17 protein-coding genes are annotated in these 17,142 nt (G+C 69.2%); 13 read left to right on the top strand and 4 right to left on the bottom strand.

Annotation, left to right across the window (positions count from 1 at the left end; genetic code table 11):
- The 4 genes from D7Y13_RS02860 to D7Y13_RS02845 all read left to right on the top strand — a co-directional run.
- Positions 1–1,272, top strand: a 1,272-nt coding sequence (locus D7Y13_RS02860) for a CCA tRNA nucleotidyltransferase (RefSeq protein WP_439329224.1), incomplete at its 5' end; no start/stop codon positions are given.
- 94 nt (positions 1,273–1,366) lie between these two features.
- Positions 1,367–2,413: a tRNA 2-thiouridine(34) synthase MnmA gene (mnmA, locus tag D7Y13_RS02855; RefSeq protein ID WP_120530892.1), complete on the top strand. Its 1,047-nt coding sequence runs from the start codon at positions 1,367–1,369 to the stop codon at positions 2,411–2,413.
- Positions 2,414–2,587: 174 nt separating this feature from the next.
- The gene (locus D7Y13_RS02850; RefSeq protein WP_120530893.1) at positions 2,588–3,496 is read left to right on the top strand and encodes an SPOR domain-containing protein; all 909 of its coding nucleotides are present in this window, start codon (positions 2,588–2,590) and stop codon (positions 3,494–3,496) included.
- A gap of 27 nt (positions 3,497–3,523) precedes the next feature.
- On the top strand, positions 3,524–3,886 hold the full coding sequence (locus tag D7Y13_RS02845; RefSeq protein WP_120530894.1) for a cupin domain-containing protein: 363 nt from the start codon (positions 3,524–3,526) through the stop codon (positions 3,884–3,886).
- Between the two features lie 72 nt (positions 3,887–3,958).
- On the opposite strand, the gene D7Y13_RS02840 is transcribed toward D7Y13_RS02845, so the two are convergent.
- Complete coding sequence (locus D7Y13_RS02840; protein ID WP_120581816.1) at positions 3,959–4,555, bottom strand: hypothetical protein; 597 nt, start codon at positions 4,553–4,555, stop codon at positions 3,959–3,961.
- A 93-nt stretch (positions 4,556–4,648) separates the two neighbouring features.
- Here D7Y13_RS02840 and D7Y13_RS02835 point away from each other — a divergent pair, with 93 nt between their 5' ends.
- The 9 genes from D7Y13_RS02835 (at position 4,649) to D7Y13_RS02795 (ending at position 14,141) form a co-directional block, all read left to right on the top strand.
- Positions 4,649–4,831, top strand: coding sequence for a ribbon-helix-helix domain-containing protein (locus tag D7Y13_RS02835; protein ID WP_120530896.1), 183 nt, complete (start codon positions 4,649–4,651; stop codon positions 4,829–4,831).
- 24 nt (positions 4,832–4,855) lie between these two features.
- A complete protein-coding gene (locus D7Y13_RS02830) occupies positions 4,856–5,815 on the top strand; it encodes a UDP-glucuronic acid decarboxylase family protein (RefSeq protein WP_120581815.1) in 960 nt (319 codons plus the stop codon).
- Between the two features lie 77 nt (positions 5,816–5,892).
- The gene (locus D7Y13_RS02825) at positions 5,893–6,837 is read left to right on the top strand and encodes an NAD-dependent epimerase/dehydratase family protein (RefSeq protein WP_120530897.1); all 945 of its coding nucleotides are present in this window, start codon (positions 5,893–5,895) and stop codon (positions 6,835–6,837) included.
- 167 nt (positions 6,838–7,004) lie between these two features.
- Positions 7,005–8,816, top strand: a complete 1,812-nt coding sequence (gene lepA, locus D7Y13_RS02820; protein ID WP_120530898.1) for a translation elongation factor 4 — start codon at positions 7,005–7,007, stop codon at positions 8,814–8,816.
- Positions 8,817–8,820: 4 nt separating this feature from the next.
- The gene (gene lepB, locus D7Y13_RS02815; protein WP_120581814.1) at positions 8,821–10,068 is read left to right on the top strand and encodes a signal peptidase I; all 1,248 of its coding nucleotides are present in this window, start codon (positions 8,821–8,823) and stop codon (positions 10,066–10,068) included.
- Positions 10,069–10,140: 72 nt separating this feature from the next.
- A complete protein-coding gene (locus tag D7Y13_RS02810; RefSeq protein WP_120581813.1) occupies positions 10,141–11,034 on the top strand; it encodes an aspartate carbamoyltransferase catalytic subunit in 894 nt (297 codons plus the stop codon).
- Complete coding sequence (locus D7Y13_RS02805; RefSeq protein WP_199732631.1) at positions 11,031–12,332, top strand: dihydroorotase; 1,302 nt, start codon at positions 11,031–11,033, stop codon at positions 12,330–12,332. Before D7Y13_RS02810 ends, D7Y13_RS02805 begins: the two co-directional genes overlap by 4 nt.
- Entirely contained in the window at positions 12,332–13,456 is a 1,125-nt protein-coding gene (gene carA / locus D7Y13_RS02800) for a glutamine-hydrolyzing carbamoyl-phosphate synthase small subunit (RefSeq protein WP_120530901.1), read from the top strand. The genes D7Y13_RS02805 and carA overlap by 1 nt, the downstream gene beginning before the upstream one ends.
- A gap of 19 nt (positions 13,457–13,475) precedes the next feature.
- Entirely contained in the window at positions 13,476–14,141 is a 666-nt protein-coding gene (locus D7Y13_RS02795; protein ID WP_120530902.1) for a DUF7986 domain-containing protein, read from the top strand.
- Between the two features lie 43 nt (positions 14,142–14,184).
- On the opposite strand, the gene pyk is transcribed toward D7Y13_RS02795, so the two are convergent.
- From pyk to D7Y13_RS46830, 3 genes are all read right to left on the bottom strand, one after another.
- A complete protein-coding gene (pyk, locus tag D7Y13_RS02790) occupies positions 14,185–15,585 on the bottom strand; it encodes a pyruvate kinase (RefSeq protein ID WP_120530903.1) in 1,401 nt (466 codons plus the stop codon).
- A gap of 201 nt (positions 15,586–15,786) precedes the next feature.
- Positions 15,787–16,584, bottom strand: coding sequence for a bifunctional nuclease family protein (locus D7Y13_RS02785; RefSeq protein ID WP_199732630.1), 798 nt, complete (start codon positions 16,582–16,584; stop codon positions 15,787–15,789).
- 130 nt (positions 16,585–16,714) lie between these two features.
- Positions 16,715–17,083: a hypothetical protein gene (locus D7Y13_RS46830; protein ID WP_233595201.1), complete on the bottom strand. Its 369-nt coding sequence runs from the start codon at positions 17,081–17,083 to the stop codon at positions 16,715–16,717.
- Between the last annotated feature and the right edge of the window lie 59 nt (positions 17,084–17,142).

Here is a 17,142-nt window from a genome sequence, read left to right as displayed (position 1 = left end):
GCCATGATCGCCGACCTCCACAACGCCGACATCCCCAAGCCCGTGCTCGAAGTCATCACCCGCCTGCGCGAGCTGGGCCATGCCACCTACCTGGTGGGCGGCTGCGTGCGGGACATGGTCCGCCAGGTCCACCCCAAGGACTTCGACGTGGCGACGAGCGCGCTGCCCGAGGAGGTCCAGAAGGCGTTCCGCAAGGTCATCCCCACTGGCATCCAGCACGGCACGGTCACTGTCGTCACCGGGGGCAACCACGTGGAGGTGACGACGTTCCGCTCGGAGGGGGACTACCTGGACGGCCGCAGGCCCAGCTCCGTGTCCTTCGAGCGCGACATCGTCAAGGACCTGTCCCGGCGCGACTTCACCATCAACGCCATGGCGTACAACCCGCTGGACAAGGAGCTGGTGGATCCGTTCGGCGGACAGGTGGACCTGCCGGCCCGGTTGATCAAATGCGTGGGCTCCGCGTTGGAGCGCTTCTCCGAGGACGGCCTGCGCCCGCTGCGCGCCGTGCGCTTCTCCGCCGTGCTGGGCTTCTCGCTGGACCCCGACACCCGCGACGCCATCCCCGCGACCCTGAGTGTCTTCCGCAAGGTCGCCCTGGAGCGCGTGCGTGAGGAGCTCTGCAAGCTGCTGCTGTCCCCGCGCGCCGAGGCGGGGCTCCAACTGCTCGCGGATACCGGGCTCCTGGAGGTCTTCCTGCCGGAGCTGGCCCGCGCGGACGCCGAAGCCGCCCGGCTCGCCCGCGCCGCCACGCAGGCCGCGCCCCTGGAGCTGGATGTCCGCATGGCCACGCTGCTCGCGGACCTCGTCACGGGGCCGCAGGCCCGCGAGCTGTGCATGCGGCTGAAGTTCCCGAACAAGTCCGCCGACCTCGTGGGCCTGCTCGTCGAACACGCGAAGCTGGAGACGCGCCTGACGGACACGGATCCGGCCCTGCGCCGGCTGCTCGCCCGGGTGGGTCCGCCACAGCTTCCCGTGCTGCTCGCCGTGGCGAAGGCCCGCGTGCAGGCCCGGGCGCCGGAGCAGCTTCCCGCGCTGGAGTCGCTGGCCGAGCGCCTGGGACTGCTCGCCGCCGCGAAGCCGCCCCTGTCCGCGAAGGAGCTGGCGCTCACCGGGGGCGACATCATGTCCACGCTGGGCATCGGGCCATCCCCGAAGGTGGGCGAGGCGACCCGGTACCTCGTGGAGTCGGTGCTGGACGACCCGTCACGCAACACCGCCGACCAGCTCCGCGCGCTGCTGACGGAGTGGAGCCGGACGCGAAGCGCCTGAAAGGTCACCTTCCCCCGGCAGGAGGGCAGGGAAGGGGGCCTGGAGTGCCATCCGGCCGTGCGTCCCGGGCCGGGGGCGTGTAGGAAGGAGCCCCATGCGAGTCGTCGTTGCCATGAGCGGCGGGGTGGATTCCTCGGCCGCCGCCGCCCTGCTCAAGGAGCAGGGCCATGAGGTCATCGGCATCACCCTGCGCGTCTGGTCCTACGAGGGCAACGCGAAGTGTGGAAGCTGCTGCAGTCCGGACGACATCGACGATGCCCGCGCGGTGGCCCAGCAGCTGGGCATCCCGTTCTATGTGGCCAACGCCGAGGAGATCTTCCAGGACCGGGTGGTCAACCCGTTCGTCCAGTCGTACCTGGGCGGCAAGACGCCCATCCCCTGCGTCGCCTGCAACCGCGACGTGAAGTTCAACTTCCTCCTCAAGCGCGCGCGCGCCCTGGGTGCCCGGCTCGCCACGGGCCACTACGCCCAGGTGGAGGAGGTGGACGGCCGCTTCCACCTGCGCCGCGCCGCGGACGCCGCCAAGGACCAGAGCTACTTCCTCTTCACGCTGGGCCAGGAGGAGCTGCGCGACGTGCTCTTCCCCGTGGGCCACCTGACGAAGGCGGAGGTGCGCGCCGTCGCGGAGCGCCACGCCCTGCCCACCACCCACAAGCCGGAGAGCATGGAGATCTGCTTCGTGCCGGACGGCGACTACGCCGGGTTCGTGGAGAAGGTCGCCGGGCCGCAGCCTTCAGGCGAGGTCGTGGATCCGGAGGGCCGCGTGCTGGGCACCCACAACGGCATCCACCGCTTCACCGTGGGCCAGCGCAAGGGCCTCAACCTGGGCGGTGGTGAGGTGCGCTACGTGCAGCGCCTGGAGCCGGAGACGAACCGCGTCGTCGTGGGCCCCGCGGAGGGCACCGGCCGCGCGCAGTTCGGCCTGCTCCAGCCGCACTGGGTGGACGCGCCGCCCCCGCCCGAGCAGGCCGTGGAGGTGCGGATCCGCCACCGTCACGCAGGGGCTCCGGGCCGGGTGCACATCTCGCCGCACGGGCTGGTGTCGGTGCAGCTGGATGCGCCCGCGCGCGCCGTCACGCCGGGGCAGGCCGCGGTGGTCTACGACCGCGATCGGGTGCTCGGTGGCGGGTGGATCGTCTGACGTCGTTTGACTGCGCCGGGGCCCGACTTCTGGCCTCGCGCGCGTCGCGTTCCACCGGCGTCAAGACCCCCCATTCCGTGAATTTGACCCGCCTGGGGGTGGGGCGTAGCTTGCGCGCACGCTGTCGCTACAGGCCGTAACACGGCCCGTGCGCGCGACGAGGTTCGCCCTGCCATGCGTGACGCCCACCGGATGAAGGAGAAGTTCGACGTCTCGTTGGACAATCGCCAGATCGTCAGCCTGTTGATCGCCGGCATTGTCGTGATGGGCGCGGTGTTCGTCCTGGGCGTGGTGGTGGGCAAGAAGCTCTCCGGCGACGCGCAGACGGCCGCCGCCCCGGACCTGCTCTCCGCGCTGGACGCCAACGCACAGGTCCTCCACGACGCGCGCCAGGAGCCGCCGCTCACCTTCCCGGACGAGCTCACCCGCAAGGCCTCCGCGGACCCCCTGCCGCCGCTGCCCACACCCAAGCCCGCCGCGAAGCCGGAGGCCCCCAAGGCCACCGCCGCGAAGCCGGAGGTGAAGCCGGAGCCCGCCAAGGTCGCCGCGAAGCCCACCCTGGCCCCCACGCCGGACCCGGACACCGGGGAGCTGCCCGCGCAGGACGAAGCCTCCGACGAGGCCCCCGCCGTCGTCGTGAAGCCGGAAGTGAAGCCGGAGGCCCCCAAGGCGGCCACCGTCGTCGCCGCGAAGCCGGAAGTGAAGCCCGAGCCCGTGAAGGGAAAGGTGGAGGAGACGCCGGTCGCCACCCGCACCGCCGCACGTGACGGGGGCATGAAGGAGGCCATCGCGCGGGCCCAGCAGCTTCCGGCCGAGCCTCCGCGCCCGGCGGAGGCCGTGAAGGGTGGGGCGTTCACGCTCCAGCTCTCCGCGTTCCAGAGCCGCCCGGATGCCGACCGCTTCGCCGCCCGGTTGCGCGACCGAGGCTATGCCCCGTATATCCTGGCGGCGGAGGTGCCCGGAAAGGGCACCTGGTACCGCGTCCGCATGGGCTCCTTCGCCTCGAAGGAGGCGGCGGGCCGGTACCTGACGGACTTCAAGCGCGAAACCCAGCTCGACGCCTACGTGGCCGGCACGAACTAGCGCTGGGCAAGGAAGAGAAGAAGCACCATGACGACGACGAAGCGGGTGGAGAAGCCCTGGGGCCACGAGCTGATCTGGGCCCACACGGAGCGCTACGTGGGCAAGCTCCTGCACGTGAAGGCGGGCCACAAGCTCAGCCTCCAGTTCCACAACCGCAAGGACGAGACCATCCACGTCCAGAGCGGCAAGCTCCTCTTCGTCGTCGACGAAGGCCAGGGCCTCATCGAGAAGGAGATGAACCCCGGCGAGAGCTACCACATCAAGCCGCTGACCAAGCACCGCATGGTCGCCATCACCGACTGCGACATCCTCGAGGTCAGCACCCCCGAGCTGGATGACGTCGTGCGGCTGGAAGACTCATACGGCCGCGCCGGCACCAGCAAGGCGTAGCCGTCCGCGGTACCGCTTCCGCGCCGGCGCCCACCCGAGGAGACCCGGGAGCGCGCCGGCCGCGTCGAGGCCTCACTCCGCGGCGGGCTTCGGCTTGGGGTTGCGGGTCCACTGGTCGACGGTGCCGTCGCCGTCCAGGTCCTCGCCGATGCGGTCCACCTGGCCGCCCTCCCAGTACTCCCAGTAGTCCACCCGGCCGTCGTGGTTCGCGTCGCGCTCCTTCCGCACGAGCGTGTCGTTCTCGTAGTACAGCCACGAGTCCGCCTTGCCGTCGCCGTCCAGGTCCCGCTGGCCCTGCGTGCGCTTGCCCTCGGCGTAGTGGTACGTGGCGTCCACCTTGCCGTCGTAGTCCAGGTCCATCACCTCGCGGACCTTCGCGCCCTGCGGATCCATGTACTGGGTGACGTCCACGCGGCCGTCCCAGTTCAGGTCCAGCTCCTTGCGCACCAGCAGGTCCTTCTGGCGGAACTCCCAGACGTCCGTCTGGCCGTCGCCGTTCGCGTCCAGCTCCGTGACGGTCTCCCCGGCGGCGGGCTTGCCCCGGATGGCTTCGGCCTCCGGACGCTTGCGCGCCGCGTCAGGATTCTCCGCCGGCTTCTGGGAGGCACAGCCAGACAACGTTCCGGCTACGAGGAATCCCAGGAAAATCAAACGGTTGCTAGGAAACACGCTGCCTCCTGGGCGGGCAGGGCGCCTTGTTCGCGCCGCTCGCACTCCGTGCTTTCGCAGGCCACGTCATTCCATATATTTTCACGTATCGCCATGGCCCGAAAGAAAGTCAGCACCACCATCTACATCACTCCGGAGCAGAACGAACTGCTCAAGGCGCTGAACCAGAAGACGAAGGTGCCCGTGGCCGAGTACATCCGGCAGGGCATCGACCTGGTGCTGGAGAAGTACAAGGCGCAGCTGCCGGGCCAGTCGACCTTCGACGAACTCTCCTGAAGAACGAGGCGTGACGTGACGAGCATGCGTGGCAAGCGGGCGGTGGTGCTGGGTGGTGCCGGATTCGTCGGCTCGCACCTGTGTGAGCGGCTGCTGGATGACGGCGCCGCGTCCGTCATCGCGGTCGACAACCTGATCACCGGCAACGAACAGAACGTGCGCACGCTCAAGCCGCGCGCGGGCTTCCAGTACGTGAAGCAGGACATCATCGACGGCCTGGAGGTGGACGGGCCGGTGGACTACGTCCTCAACCTGGCCTCGCCGGCATCGCCCATCGACTACGCGAACCTCCCGCTGGAGACGCTGCGCGTGGGCTCCATCGGCACGGAGAACGCGCTCAAGCTGGCGGAGAAGAAGAAGGCCGTGTTCCTCATGGCCTCCACGTCGGAGGTCTACGGCGATCCGCTGGTGCACCCCCAGAAGGAGGATTACTGGGGCAACGTGAATCCCATCGGGCCGCGCTCGGTGTACGACGAGGCCAAGCGCTACTCGGAGGCCATCAGCGCCGCCTACGAGCGCAGCCGGGGCGTGGAGGTCCGCATCGTGCGCATCTTCAACACCTACGGCCCGCGCATGCGCCTGAACGACGGCCGCGTGGTGCCCGCCTTCGTGGGCCAGGCGCTCAAGGGCGAGGACTTCAGCGTCTTCGGTGACGGCAGCCAGACGCGCTCGTTCTGCTACGTGAAGGACCTGGTGGACGGCCTGGTCCGGCTGGTGCTGTCGGACGTCCGGGGCCCGGTGAACATCGGCAACCCGCGCGAGATGACCATCAAGCAGTTCGCGGAGGCCGTGCGCGCGGCGTCCGGTGGGGGTAGGGAGATCGTCTACCACCCGCTGCCCAAGGATGATCCGAAGCAGCGCCAGCCGGACATCACCCGCGCGCGCACGCTGCTCGGGTGGGAGCCCAAGGTCCTGCTGGAGGACGGTTTGCGGGAGACCATCGCGTACTTCCGAGAGGTTGCCGGTCGTCCCTCTGGGACTTAGGTTGGCCGCGCGCGAGTGAACGCGAAGGTTTCAACGGCCCTGCTCCCCTGGCGGCGGCGGGCCCGGGGGAGAACGGCGTGAAAGTCCTGGTAACCGGCGGCGCGGGCTTCATCGGCTCGCACGTGTGTGACGAGTTCCTGCGCAATGGCCACGAGGTCATCGCGCTGGACGACCTGTCGGGCGGCAAGAAGGAGAACCTGGATCCGCGCGTGCGGCTCGCCGTGCACGACATCCGCAGCCGCGAGGCCGCAGAGCTCATCCGCGCGGAGAAGCCCCAGGTCATCTGCCATCTGGCCGCCCAGATGGACGTGCGCCGCAGCGTGGACGACCCCGGCTTCGACGCGGACGTGAACATCCGCGGCATGCTCAACCTGCTGGAGGCCGCGCGTCACAGCGAGGTGAAGAAGGTCATCTTCAGCTCCACCGGCGGCGCCATCTACGGCGAGCAGGATTACTTCCCCGCGACGGAGTCGCACCCCACGAGGCCGGTGTCGCCCTATGGCGTCTCTAAGGCGGCGGGCGAGCTGTACCTGGGCTACTACCGCGCCCAGTACGGCCTGCCCTTCGTCGCCCTGCGGTACGCCAACGTGTACGGTCCCCGTCAGAACCCGCACGGCGAGGCCGGCGTGGTGGCCATCTTCAGCCAGCGCGTCATCGCGGGGCAGGGCTGCACCATCTTCGGGGAAGGCAAGCAGACGCGGGACTTCGTCTTCGGTCCGGACGTGGCGCGCGCCAACTACCTGGCCTTCCAGAGCGACTACGTGGGCGCCGCCAACATCGGCACCGGCGTGGAGACGGACATCAACCGCCTCTATGAGCTCATCGCGCAGGCGGGCGGCAGCTCGCTGAAGGTGGCGCACGCGCCGGGCAAGCCGGGCGAGCAGATGCGCTCCTGCATCGACGCGTCGCTGGCCAAGAAGGTCCTGGGCTGGGAGCCCACGGTGCAACTGGCGGACGGCCTGCGCCACACGCTCCAGTTCTTCCGCGACAAGGCCGCCGGCCCCGCGCGGGCCCGGGGTTAGTCGGCAAACGCCCCGGTGGCGGCAGCTTCCCCCTGGCCTGGGTGGCCGGGGGGAACGGCCGTCGTCAGGTGGGTGGAAGGCCGGGCGGGCGCGTGTGCGCAGTCGTGGATTTTCGGGCGGTTCGGTGTTACCTACGCCCGCTTCGCGACTGATCGAGCGCCCTGAACATGCCGGCTGAAAACGCGCACATCCGCAACTTCTGCATCATCGCCCACATCGACCATGGAAAGTCGACGCTGGCCGACCGCCTCCTGGAAAAGACAGGCACGCTGACCAAGCGTGAGGCGCAGGCCCAGTTCCTCGACAACATGGACATCGAGCGTGAGCGGGGCATCACCATCAAGGCCCAGTCCGTGCGGATGACGTACACCGCCAAGGACGGCCAGAACTACGTCCTCAACCTCATCGACACACCGGGGCACGTGGACTTCGCCTACGAGGTGAGCCGCAGCCTCGCCGCGTGCGAGGGCGCGTTGCTCGTCGTGGACGCGAGCCAGGGCGTGGAGGCGCAGACGCTGGCCAACGTCTACATGGCGTTGGAGCACGACCTGGCCATCATCCCGGTCATCAACAAGATCGACCTGCCCAGCGCGGACGTGGAGCGCACGCGCTCGGAGATCGAGGACGTCATCGGCATCGACGCGTCCACCGCGGTGCCCACCTCCGCGAAGGAGGGCATCGGCATCCACGACATCCTGGAGTCGGTGGTCAAGCTGGTGCCGCCGCCCACGGGCGCGGTGGACGCGCCGCTCAAGGCCCTCATCTTCGACTCCTGGTACGACAACTACCGGGGCGTGGTCGTGCTGGTGCGCGTGCTGGAAGGCACGCTGAAGCTCAAGCAGAAGATCAAGATGTTCAGCAACAACAAGGCCTTCGAGGTGCAGGAGCTGGGCGTGTTCAGCCCGTTCTCTCGCCCCGTCACGCAGCTCATCGCGGGCGAGGTGGGCGTCCTCGTCGCGAACGTGAAGGAGCTGAACGACGCGAAGGTCGGCGACACCGTCACGGAGGAGCTGCGGTCCACGGCGGAACCCTTCCCGGGGTTCAAGGAAGTCAAGCCGATGGTCTTCAGCGGCATCTTCCCGGTGGACTCGTCCGACTACGAGAACCTGCGCGACGCGCTGGCGAAGCTGACGCTCAACGACTCCGCCTTCACCTACGAGCCGGAGTCGTCCACGGCGCTGGGGTTCGGCTTCCGCTGCGGCTACCTGGGCCTGCTCCACATGGAGATCGTCCAGGAGCGGCTGGAGCGCGAGTACAACCTCAACCTCATCACCACGGCCCCGTCGGTGGTCTACCGCATCACCACCACCAAGGATGAGGTGCTCCTGGTGGACAACCCGGCGAAGCTGCCGCCGACGCAGAACATCACCAAGTTCGAGGAGCCCATCCTCACCTGTCACATCCACGTGCCCAACGAGCACCTGGGCGCCATCCTGAAGCTGTGCCAGGACCGGCGTGGCGTGCAGAAGGACATGAAGTACCTGGGCTCCAGCGGCACGCGCGTGCAGGTGACGTACGAGATGCCCATGGCGGAAGTCGTGTTCGACTTCTTCGACCGGTTGAAGAGCGTGTCGCGCGGCTACGCGAGCCTGGACTACGAGCTGTCCGCCTACGCGGAAGCGGACCTGGCCCGGCTGGACATCCTCATCAACGGGGAGCCGGTGGACGCGCTGAGCGTCATCGTGCACCGCGAGCGCGCGTACCAGCGCGGCCGCGAGGTCTGCGAGAAGCTCAAGGAAGTGATTCCCAAGCAGATGTACGAGGTGGCCATCCAGGCCGCCATCGGCGCGAAGATCATCTCCCGTGAGACGATCTCCGCGATGCGCAAGAACGTGCTCGCCAAGTGCTACGGCGGCGACATCAGCCGCAAGCGCAAGCTCCTGGAGAAGCAGAAGGAGGGCAAGAAGCGCATGAAGCAGGTCGGCACGGTGGAGATTCCGCAGGAAGCCTTCCTCGCGGTCCTCAAGACGGAGCAGTAGCCCTATGAGCACGGCCAGTCCTTCCGCGAAGCTGGGAGCGGCCATGGCCGCGCGTCGCACGCCGGAGCAGCTCAAGGCCCGCCGCCAGCTGCTGTGGCGCGAGCTGCTCACCAGCCTCTGGGCCCCCCTGTGCGGCGTGGGTCTGGCGTTCCTGCCCTACGTCACGCTGATCGAAATGGCGCCGCACACGGCGTCCTGGGCGCAGCCCCTGATGAAGGGGTTCGGCCTGTTGATGGTCCTGGCCTTCGTGGGCCTGCTGGTGTGGCGCACCGCCTCCAGGAAGGAGTCGCTGCTGCGCACGCTGCGGCACGAGGCACGGGAGCTCATCGCGGAGGACGAGCGCATCCTGGGGCGCGTGAAGGACAAGGTGTCTCCGGCCGTGGCGGAGAAGATCACCGAGCAGGCCGTGCGCGTGGACAACGCGTCGGTGGCGGGTGACGCGGAGGCGCTGCGCGCCGAGGTGAAGACGCTGGAGCTGATGACCCAGGAGCACCTGGGCGCGTACCGCAAGCAGTCCGCGTGGGACTTCGTGGGCGGCTTCGCCAAGGCGCTGCTCATCGCGCTGATCATCCGCACGGTGCTGGTGGAGCCGTACCGCATCCCGTCCGGCTCCATGCTGCCCACGCTGCAGATCGGCGATCAGGTCTTCGTCAACAAGTTCATCTACGGCGTGCGCATCCCGCTGATGAACGTGGTGCCGTTCCGCATCGTGCGGGCGCCCCTGCGCGGGGACGTCATCGTCTTCAACAACCCCGTGAACGAGTCCACGGACTTCATCAAGCGCGTCATCGGCATCCCCGGGGACGTGGTGGAGATCATCGACGGGGTGATCCACATCAACGGCCAGCCGCAGCCGCGCACGCTGGTGTCGGCGGACTACATCGTCCACAACCAGGACGACACGACGGGCCAGTGGTTCGACCAGGAGGAAGTGCTCTACCGGGAGGACATTGGCGGCGTGGTGCACTCGGCGCTCCAGCACCCGCTGCGCCTGCCGGGCCGTGAGCGGGAAGGTCCCTACACGGTGCCCGCGGACAGCGTCTTCGTGATGGGCGACAACCGCGACAACAGCGCGGACAGCCGCTACGGCCTGGGCGCCCCCGGCCACCACGAGGTGGAGTACGTGCCGTACGGCCACATCAAGGGCAAGGCCATGGTGGTGTGGCTGTCGCTCGGTTGGGGCGGCCTGCTGGGCAACCTGTTTGGCGGCACGGGCCTGCGGGTGGAGCGCTTCTTCGAACCGGTGCGCTGAACGTCCCTGTCGGACCGCCGCGCGCCACGCTTGACGCAACGTGCGGCGCGCGGTACGCGGCGGCCCCGGCCCATGAGACATCTTCTCGGAATCGCAGGCTGGCGGCGGGACGAGCTGGAAGCGCTGCTCGACCGCGCACAGGCGCATCTGCCCGGCGGACCGGATGCCTCGCACGTGCTGCGCGGCAAGGTCGTGGCGAACCTCTTCTTCGAGGACTCCACCCGGACGCGCTCCTCCTTCGAGGTGGCCGCGCGCCGCCTGGGGGCGGACGTCCTCAACTGGAGCTTCGTGGGCTCCTCGGTGTCCAAGGGGGAGACGCTCCTGGACACCGCCCGCAACATCGAGGCCCTGGGCCCGGCCATCATCATCATCCGGCACCGCTCCTCGGGCGCGCCGCACCTCGTCGCCCGGCACGTGAAGTGCGCCGTGGTCAACGCCGGTGACGGCGCCCACGAGCACCCGTCCCAGGCGCTGCTGGACGCCTTCACCCTGCGCCAGCGCTGGGGCTCGCTGGAAGGGCGCACGGTGCTCATCGTCGGGGACGTGCTGCACAGCCGCGTGGCCCGCTCCAACCTCGTGTGCCTGAAGGCGCTGGGGGCCCGTGTCGTGCTCTGCGGGCCACCCACCCTCCTGCCCCCCAGGCTGGAGGAGATGGGTGGGGAGGTGACGCATCAGCTGGACGCGGTGCTGCCGCAAGCGGATGCGGTGATGTGCCTGCGGCTGCAGACGGAGCGGATGGCGGAGGCCTTCCTGCCCTCGCAGCGGGAGTACTCGCGACTGTTCGGCCTCACGCCCGCCCGCGTGGAGCGGATGAAGCCGGACGCGCCCGTGCTGCACCCGGGCCCCATCAATCGCGGCGTGGAGCTGTCCCCGGTGGTGGCGGACGGGCCTCGCAGCGTCATCCTGGAGCAGGTGTCCAACGGCGTCGCGGTGCGCCGGGCCATCCTGGAGAGGTGCGCATCATGACGTCGGTGCTCTTCCAGCGGGCGCGCGTCATCGACCCGCGCAATGGGGTGGACGGCATCCGTGACGTGCTCGTGACGGACGGACGGGTGGCCCAGGTGTCGGAAGCCGTGCTCCCCGCGCCGAAGGACGCGCGCGTGGTGGACGCCACCGGCAAGTGGGTGGTGCCGGGCTTCATCGACCTGCACGTGCACCTGCGCGAGCCGGGCGAGGAGGGCAAGGAGACGGTGCTCACCGGCTGCCGCGCGGCGGTGGCGGGTGGCTTCACCGGCGTCGTGGCCATGCCCAACACGAAGGTCGTCAACGACAGCGCGCTCGTCACGGAGCTGGTGCTGTCGCGCGCGCGGGACGCGGCCCTGTGCCACGTGTACCCGGCGGGGGCCATCACCAAGGGCCTCAAGGGCGAGGAGCTGTCGGAGGCGGGCGAACTGGTGGGCGCGGGCTGCGTGGCGCTCACCGACGACGGCCGCCCGGTGATGAACGCGGCGCTGATGCGCCGGGTGCTCCAGTACGCCACGCTCTTCGACGTGCCGGTGATGGTGCACGAGGAGGACCTGACGCTGTCCGCGGGTGGCGCGATGCACGAGGGCGCCACGTCCACGCGCCTGGGCCTGCGCGGCATCCCGGCCTCCGCGGAGGTGGCCATGGTGGCGCGCGACCTGGTGCTCCTGGAGGAGACGAAGGGCCGCCTGCACGTCGCGCACGTGTCGTGCGAGGGCAGCGTGCGGCTCATCCGCGAGGCGAAGAAGCGCGGCCTGCGCGTCACCTGCGAGGTGGCGCCGCACCACTTCACGCTCGATGACCGGGCGGTGGGGGACTACGACACCCACGCGAAGATGGCGCCGCCGCTGCGGGCTGACGCGGACGTGAAGGCGCTGCGCGAGGCGCTGGTGGACGGCACGGTGGACGCCATCGCCACGGACCACGCGCCGCACGGCGTGTCCGACAAGCAGGTGGAGTTCGAGAAGGGCATCAACGGCATCGTCGGGCTGGAGACGGCGCTGGGGCTCACGCTGGCGCTGGTGCACGAGGGCGTGCTCACGCCGCGCCGGGCGGTGGAGCTGCTGTCGGAAGGGCCCGCGAGGGTATTCGGCCTGCCAGGCGGTCACCTGGCGCCCGGGTCACCAGCGGACATCACGGTCGTATCACCTGGGGAGGAGTGGACGGTGGATGCCCACCGGTTCTATTCCCGCAGTCGAAATACCCCCTTCCACGGGCGCACGCTCAAGGGGCGCGTGACGCAGACGTGGGTGGGGGGCCGGTGTGTGTTCGAGGACGGTCAGCTCAAGGAGTCGCGGTGATGACGAAGCGGGCGGTGCTCGCACTGGCGGATGGCACCACCTTCGAAGGGCGCGCTTTCGGCGCGTCCGGCGAGACGGTGGGTGAGGTGGTCTTCAACACGTCCATGTACGGCTACCAGGAGATCCTCACGGACCCCTCGTACGTCGGGCAGATCGTCACCATGGCCTACCCGGAGATGGGCAACATCGGGGCGAACGCCTCGGATGAGGAGTCAGGTCAGCCGCACGCGGTGGGCATGGTGGTGCGCTCGCTCACGCGGACGCCTTCCAACTGGCGCTCGGAGGAGACGCTGGACGCGTTCCTCGCGCGCCATGGCCGCGCCGGCATCGAGGGCGTGGACACGCGCAGGCTGGTGCGCCACCTGCGCACGCACGGCGCGCAGATGGGCATCATCTCCACGGAGAACGTCTCCCTGGCCGCGCTGTCCGAGCGCGCCCGGAACGCCGCGGGCATGGAGGGCATGGACCTGGCGACGGGCGTCTCCTGCAAGGAGCCGTACCTGTTCACCACGCCGTCGCCGGACGTGTTCCTGGCGCCCGGTGACAAGCGCCCGGAGCCGGAGCTGAAGTACGACGTGGTGGCGTACGACTATGGCCTCAAGCGCTCCATGCTCCAGTACCTGGTGGACGTGGGCTGCCGCGTGACGGTGGTGCCGTCCAACACCACCGCGGAGCAGGTGCTGGCGCGCAAGCCGCACGGCGTCTTCCTGGCCAACGGCCCGGGCGACCCGGCCGCGGTGAAGGGCGCGGACCGCACGGTGGCGGCGCTCCTGGGCAAGGTGCCGGTGTTCGGCATCTGCCTGGGGCATCAGATCATGGCGCTGGCGCTGGGCGGCCGGACGTACAAGATGAAGTTCGGCCACCGCGGCGGCAACCAGCCCGTGAAGGACCTGACGACGGGCAAGGTGGAGATCACCGCGCAGAACCATGGGTTCGCGGTGGACGACGCCAGCCTCAAGGGCAAGGCCGTGGTGACGCACATCAACCTCAACGACGGCACGGTGGAGGGCCTCGCCGTTCCGGACGCGAGGGCCTTCAGCGTGCAGTACCACCCCGAGGCTTCGCCCGGCCCTCACGACGCGCGCTACCTGTTCAGCCGCTTCGCGACGCTGATGGCGGGGTAAAAAGGCGCCCACCGCTCATATGGACACCGCGCTGACCCCGTTGTCGTACCAGCCGTACCTGGACCAGCTCATCGCCTTTGGCAGCGAGGAGCCGCGCAAGCCGGACCTGCTCGAGGCGAAGGCGGAGTACTTCCGCCTCACCGGCGAGGTGTTCGAGGACGACAAGTTCTTCGAGCTGCGCATGGCGTCGTTCCTGGACTACTACCTCTACGATCGCGTCTCGCCGCTCACGGGCAAGACGCCGGCCGTGGAGCTGTACGAGCAGCGCACCCAGTCCGCTCCGCCGGAGGAGGCCAACGCCTTCCGCAGCTTCACGGAGACGGTGCACGGCCTCTTCGAGGTGAGGAAGCTGGGCAAGGGCATGGTGCGCCTGCGCGAGCTCTTCACCGGCAAGGACTTCGACGTGACGGAGCGCCGCCACGTCGCGGGCCTGGAGACGGGGGACGTGCTGGAGGCGCGCCTCGTCCCCTTCGGTGGCCACCTGCTGTTCTCCTCCGCCTTCTGCTACCACCCGGCCATGGCGCTCAAGTCCATCAAGGCCGAGGTGAAGCGCCGCAAGAAGAAGGAGCCGGAGCGTCCGGCGCGCGACCTGGTGTGGGAGTGCGCGCGCCGGGCCCTCAACGTGGAGCGCTATCGCCAGCTGTCGGTGGAGAAGCTCTACGACTTCACGCAGAAGCCCTTCTGAGTCGAGCAGGGCTTGTGTCCGGTGTCCGGGCGTCCACCGCGCGCTAGACGCGGTGGATGCTCATCAGGTTGGTGTTGCCCGGGACGTTGAGCGGCACGCCGGCCACCACGATGACGGGCGTGCCGGGCTCGCACAGGCGCTCCTCGTGGCAGATGCGGCGCACCTGCTTGAGCATGGCGTCCGTGGTCGCGACGCGCTTCACGAGGCGGCTCGTCACGCCCCAGTACAGCGCCATCCGGTTCACCGTGTCCGCGTTGGGCGTCAGCGCGATGACGCGCGCGCCGGGGCGGAACTCGGAGATGAGCCGCGCGGTGTGGCCGCTCTCCGTGTACGCGATGATGGTCCCGATGTTGAGCTGCCGCGAGGCCGCCACCGCCGCCGCGGCGATGCCGGTGCCCAGGTCCTCGGAGCGCTCGAAGGGGGAGTGCACCAGGGAGGTGGTGCCCGTGCGCTCCGTCTCCTCCACGATGCGCGCCATGGTGGCCGCCGCTTCGGTGGGGTAGCGGCCCGCTGCCGTCTCTCCGGACAGCATCACCGCGTCCGCTCCGTCGAGGATGGCGTTGGCCACGTCGGACACCTCCGCGCGCGTGGGCCGGGCGTTGTTCACCATGCTCTCCAGCATCTCCGTCGCGACGATGACGATGCCCCCCATGCGATTCACTTCCCGCACGGCGCGCTTCTGGATGGCCGGCAGCTGCTCCAGCGGCATCTCCACGCCCAGGTCCCCCCGGGCCACCATCACCCCGTCCGACTCCGCGGCGATGGCCTCCAGGTTCTCCACCGCCTGGGGCTTTTCAATTTTGGAGATGAGGGGCGTCTTGAGCCGGGTCACCAGCGCGCGGGCCTGCCGCACGTCCTGGGCGGTGCGCACGAAGGACAGCGCCACGTAGTCCACGCCCACCTCCTGGCCGAACGCCAGGTCCACCTTGTCCTTCTCCGTGAGCGTTGGGACGGACATGGCCGTGCCCGGCAGGTTGAGGCCCTTGTGGTCCTTGAGCAGCCCGCCCACCTCCACGCGGCAGGACACGTCCCGGCCGTCCACCTTGAGCACGCGCAGGCGCACCCGGCCGTCGTCCAGGAGCACCACATGCCCCTTCTCCACGTCCCGGGGCAGCGAGCGCACCGGGGTGGGGATGACGCGGCCCTGGCCCAACACGGCCCGGGTCGTCACCGTCACCGTGTCGCCGGCCGTCACCAGCAGCTGGCCGCCCTCGAACTTGCCCAGGCGCACCTTGGGACCCTGCACGTCCTGGAGGATGGCCACCGGCACGCCCAGCTTCTTCGACACCGCGCGGATGCGCTGGATGCGCTGCCGGTGTTCGTCGTGCGTACCGTGGGAGAAGTTCAGCCGGGCCACGTTCATGCCCGCGCGGACCAGCCCTTCGATGACCTCCTGGGAGTCCGAAGCCGGCCCCAGCGTGCAGATGATCTTCGCCTTGCGCATAGGGCTGCGCATCCTAGCCCCACGGGGTGGCCGGCTTGACAGGCTTGCGCCCGAAGGACTAACTCTTCGCCCACGCGCTGGGCGGAAAGTTACCGCCAGCCGGCGCACGCCATTCGTGGCTCTCAGACACTTGAGACGAAGAAAGCCCGGCTACCCTGGGAGGGGGGGCCGGGCTTTCGCCGTTCAGCGGTGCGGGGTGCGCTAGAGGTCGATTTGCTGACCCTTGCCCACCGGCGTCATCAGCGGGTGCTCCGGGGCGGAGCGGTCCATGCCGATGTCCTCCGAGGGCGGCTTCGGCGAGCCAGCGCTGGGCCCCATGGGCGGCGGCGGGGGCAGGGGACCCACGTCCATGTCCCCTCCCTGGCCACTGCCTCCCACGCCCATGCCCTGCTGCTTCTGGAGGGCCTCGATTTCAGCGCGGGTGATGCCCGCCAGCGCCAGCACCTTGCGCGTCACGCGGATGCGCGCGTTGCTGTGCATGGCCATGGCGATGGAGTCCGAAGGCCGGGCGTCCAGCGCGAGCTGCTTCTGGCCCTGCTGGAGGAAGACGCGGCCGGAGTAGACGTTGTCCCGCAGGTCGTCGATGCGGACCTCGGTGACCTTCCCGCCCAGCTTGGACACCACGTCGTCCAGCAGGTCCTGCGACAGCGGCTGCGGAGGCGGACGCTCGGCCAGACGGAAGGCGATGGAGACCGCCGCGCCCTCGTCCACGAAGAGGGGGAGCACCGTCTGCCCGTCCTTGGTGGTCAGCACGACGGCGTGCGTCTGCGCTTCGATCAGGGGAACCACGTCCTTCACTTCCAGCTCCACCAGCTCCGTGCAGGCCTTGGGGTCGCTGCCCTTCTCGGTGAGACAGGGTTTCTCTTTTCCTTCCGTGAGCCCGGAGGCCGCGATGGCGCCGGGGATGCCGAAAGCAGGAAGGAAGAGCAGTCCTCCCAGCGCCAGCACCACGGCCGTGAACGGAGCGACGAAGAAGTTGGCGCGGTTGGACGTTTTCACATCCCTAACCTACGCACCTCTCCCTTCACCGAAAGGGCACCGCACTCCCGCTGACGCGAGCGGCCCACGGGGCCCTGCCCTCCGGGTTGGAGGGCAGGCGGGCAGGCGGGAAGAAGACGTAAGGGGCGACCTAGCGGTCCTGCTCCTCGTCTTCCGCTTCGTCGTCGTAGTCCTCGTCGTCCTCGGACTCCTCGTCGTCGTCGTCCTCATCGACGTCGTCGTCCTCCTCCGACTCCTCGTCGCCTTCGTCGTCATCGTCGTCGAGGTCGTCCTCCAGTTCCTCGGCCTCCAGCGCCAAGGTGACGGCGAAGTACTTCTTGCTCAACGTGGCGATCTGCGCGCGCATCTCCGTCAGCGCGGCGACGAAGTCCTCGGAGAGGTTGGCGGGCGCCTTCGTATCGCAGTGGGGACAGATGATCTTCTCCGTCCCTTCGATGAGGTCCTGGGCTTCCAACTCGAAGCTCGCCTCGCACTTCTGACAGGTGAAGTCGATGCTCATGGTCGGGCGCGGCATACAAAGCAGGTGAACATGCTGTCAACGTCGGAGACGCGGAGACT

Source organism: Corallococcus praedator (assembly GCF_003612125.1).
GTDB classification, from domain to species: Bacteria; Myxococcota; Myxococcia; order Myxococcales; family Myxococcaceae; genus Corallococcus; species Corallococcus praedator.
The sequence above is the reverse complement of the archived record's forward strand: the minus strand, read 5'-3'. Positions and strand labels throughout refer to the sequence as shown.

Bases quoted from the DNA above. Each gene is read 5' to 3' on its own strand.
- mnmA (WP_120530892.1), top strand. From the start codon at position 1,367: ATGCGAGTCGTCGTTGCCATGAGCGGCGGGGTGGATTCCTCGGCCGCC.
- D7Y13_RS02850 (WP_120530893.1), top strand. From the start codon at position 2,588: ATGCGTGACGCCCACCGGATGAAGGAGAAGTTCGACGTCTCGTTGGAC.
- D7Y13_RS02845 (WP_120530894.1), top strand. From the start codon at position 3,524: ATGACGACGACGAAGCGGGTGGAGAAGCCCTGGGGCCACGAGCTGATC.
- D7Y13_RS02835 (WP_120530896.1), top strand. From the start codon at position 4,649: ATGGCCCGAAAGAAAGTCAGCACCACCATCTACATCACTCCGGAGCAG.
- D7Y13_RS02830 (WP_120581815.1), top strand. From the start codon at position 4,856: ATGCGTGGCAAGCGGGCGGTGGTGCTGGGTGGTGCCGGATTCGTCGGC.
- lepA (WP_120530898.1), top strand. From the start codon at position 7,005: ATGCCGGCTGAAAACGCGCACATCCGCAACTTCTGCATCATCGCCCAC.
- lepB (WP_120581814.1), top strand. From the start codon at position 8,821: ATGAGCACGGCCAGTCCTTCCGCGAAGCTGGGAGCGGCCATGGCCGCG.
- D7Y13_RS02810 (WP_120581813.1), top strand. From the start codon at position 10,141: ATGAGACATCTTCTCGGAATCGCAGGCTGGCGGCGGGACGAGCTGGAA.
- D7Y13_RS02805 (WP_199732631.1), top strand. From the start codon at position 11,031: ATGACGTCGGTGCTCTTCCAGCGGGCGCGCGTCATCGACCCGCGCAAT.
- carA (WP_120530901.1), top strand. From the start codon at position 12,332: ATGACGAAGCGGGCGGTGCTCGCACTGGCGGATGGCACCACCTTCGAA.
- D7Y13_RS02795 (WP_120530902.1), top strand. From the start codon at position 13,476: ATGGACACCGCGCTGACCCCGTTGTCGTACCAGCCGTACCTGGACCAG.
- pyk (WP_120530903.1), bottom strand. From the start codon at position 15,585: ATGCGCAAGGCGAAGATCATCTGCACGCTGGGGCCGGCTTCGGACTCC.
- D7Y13_RS46830 (WP_233595201.1), bottom strand. From the start codon at position 17,083: ATGAGCATCGACTTCACCTGTCAGAAGTGCGAGGCGAGCTTCGAGTTG.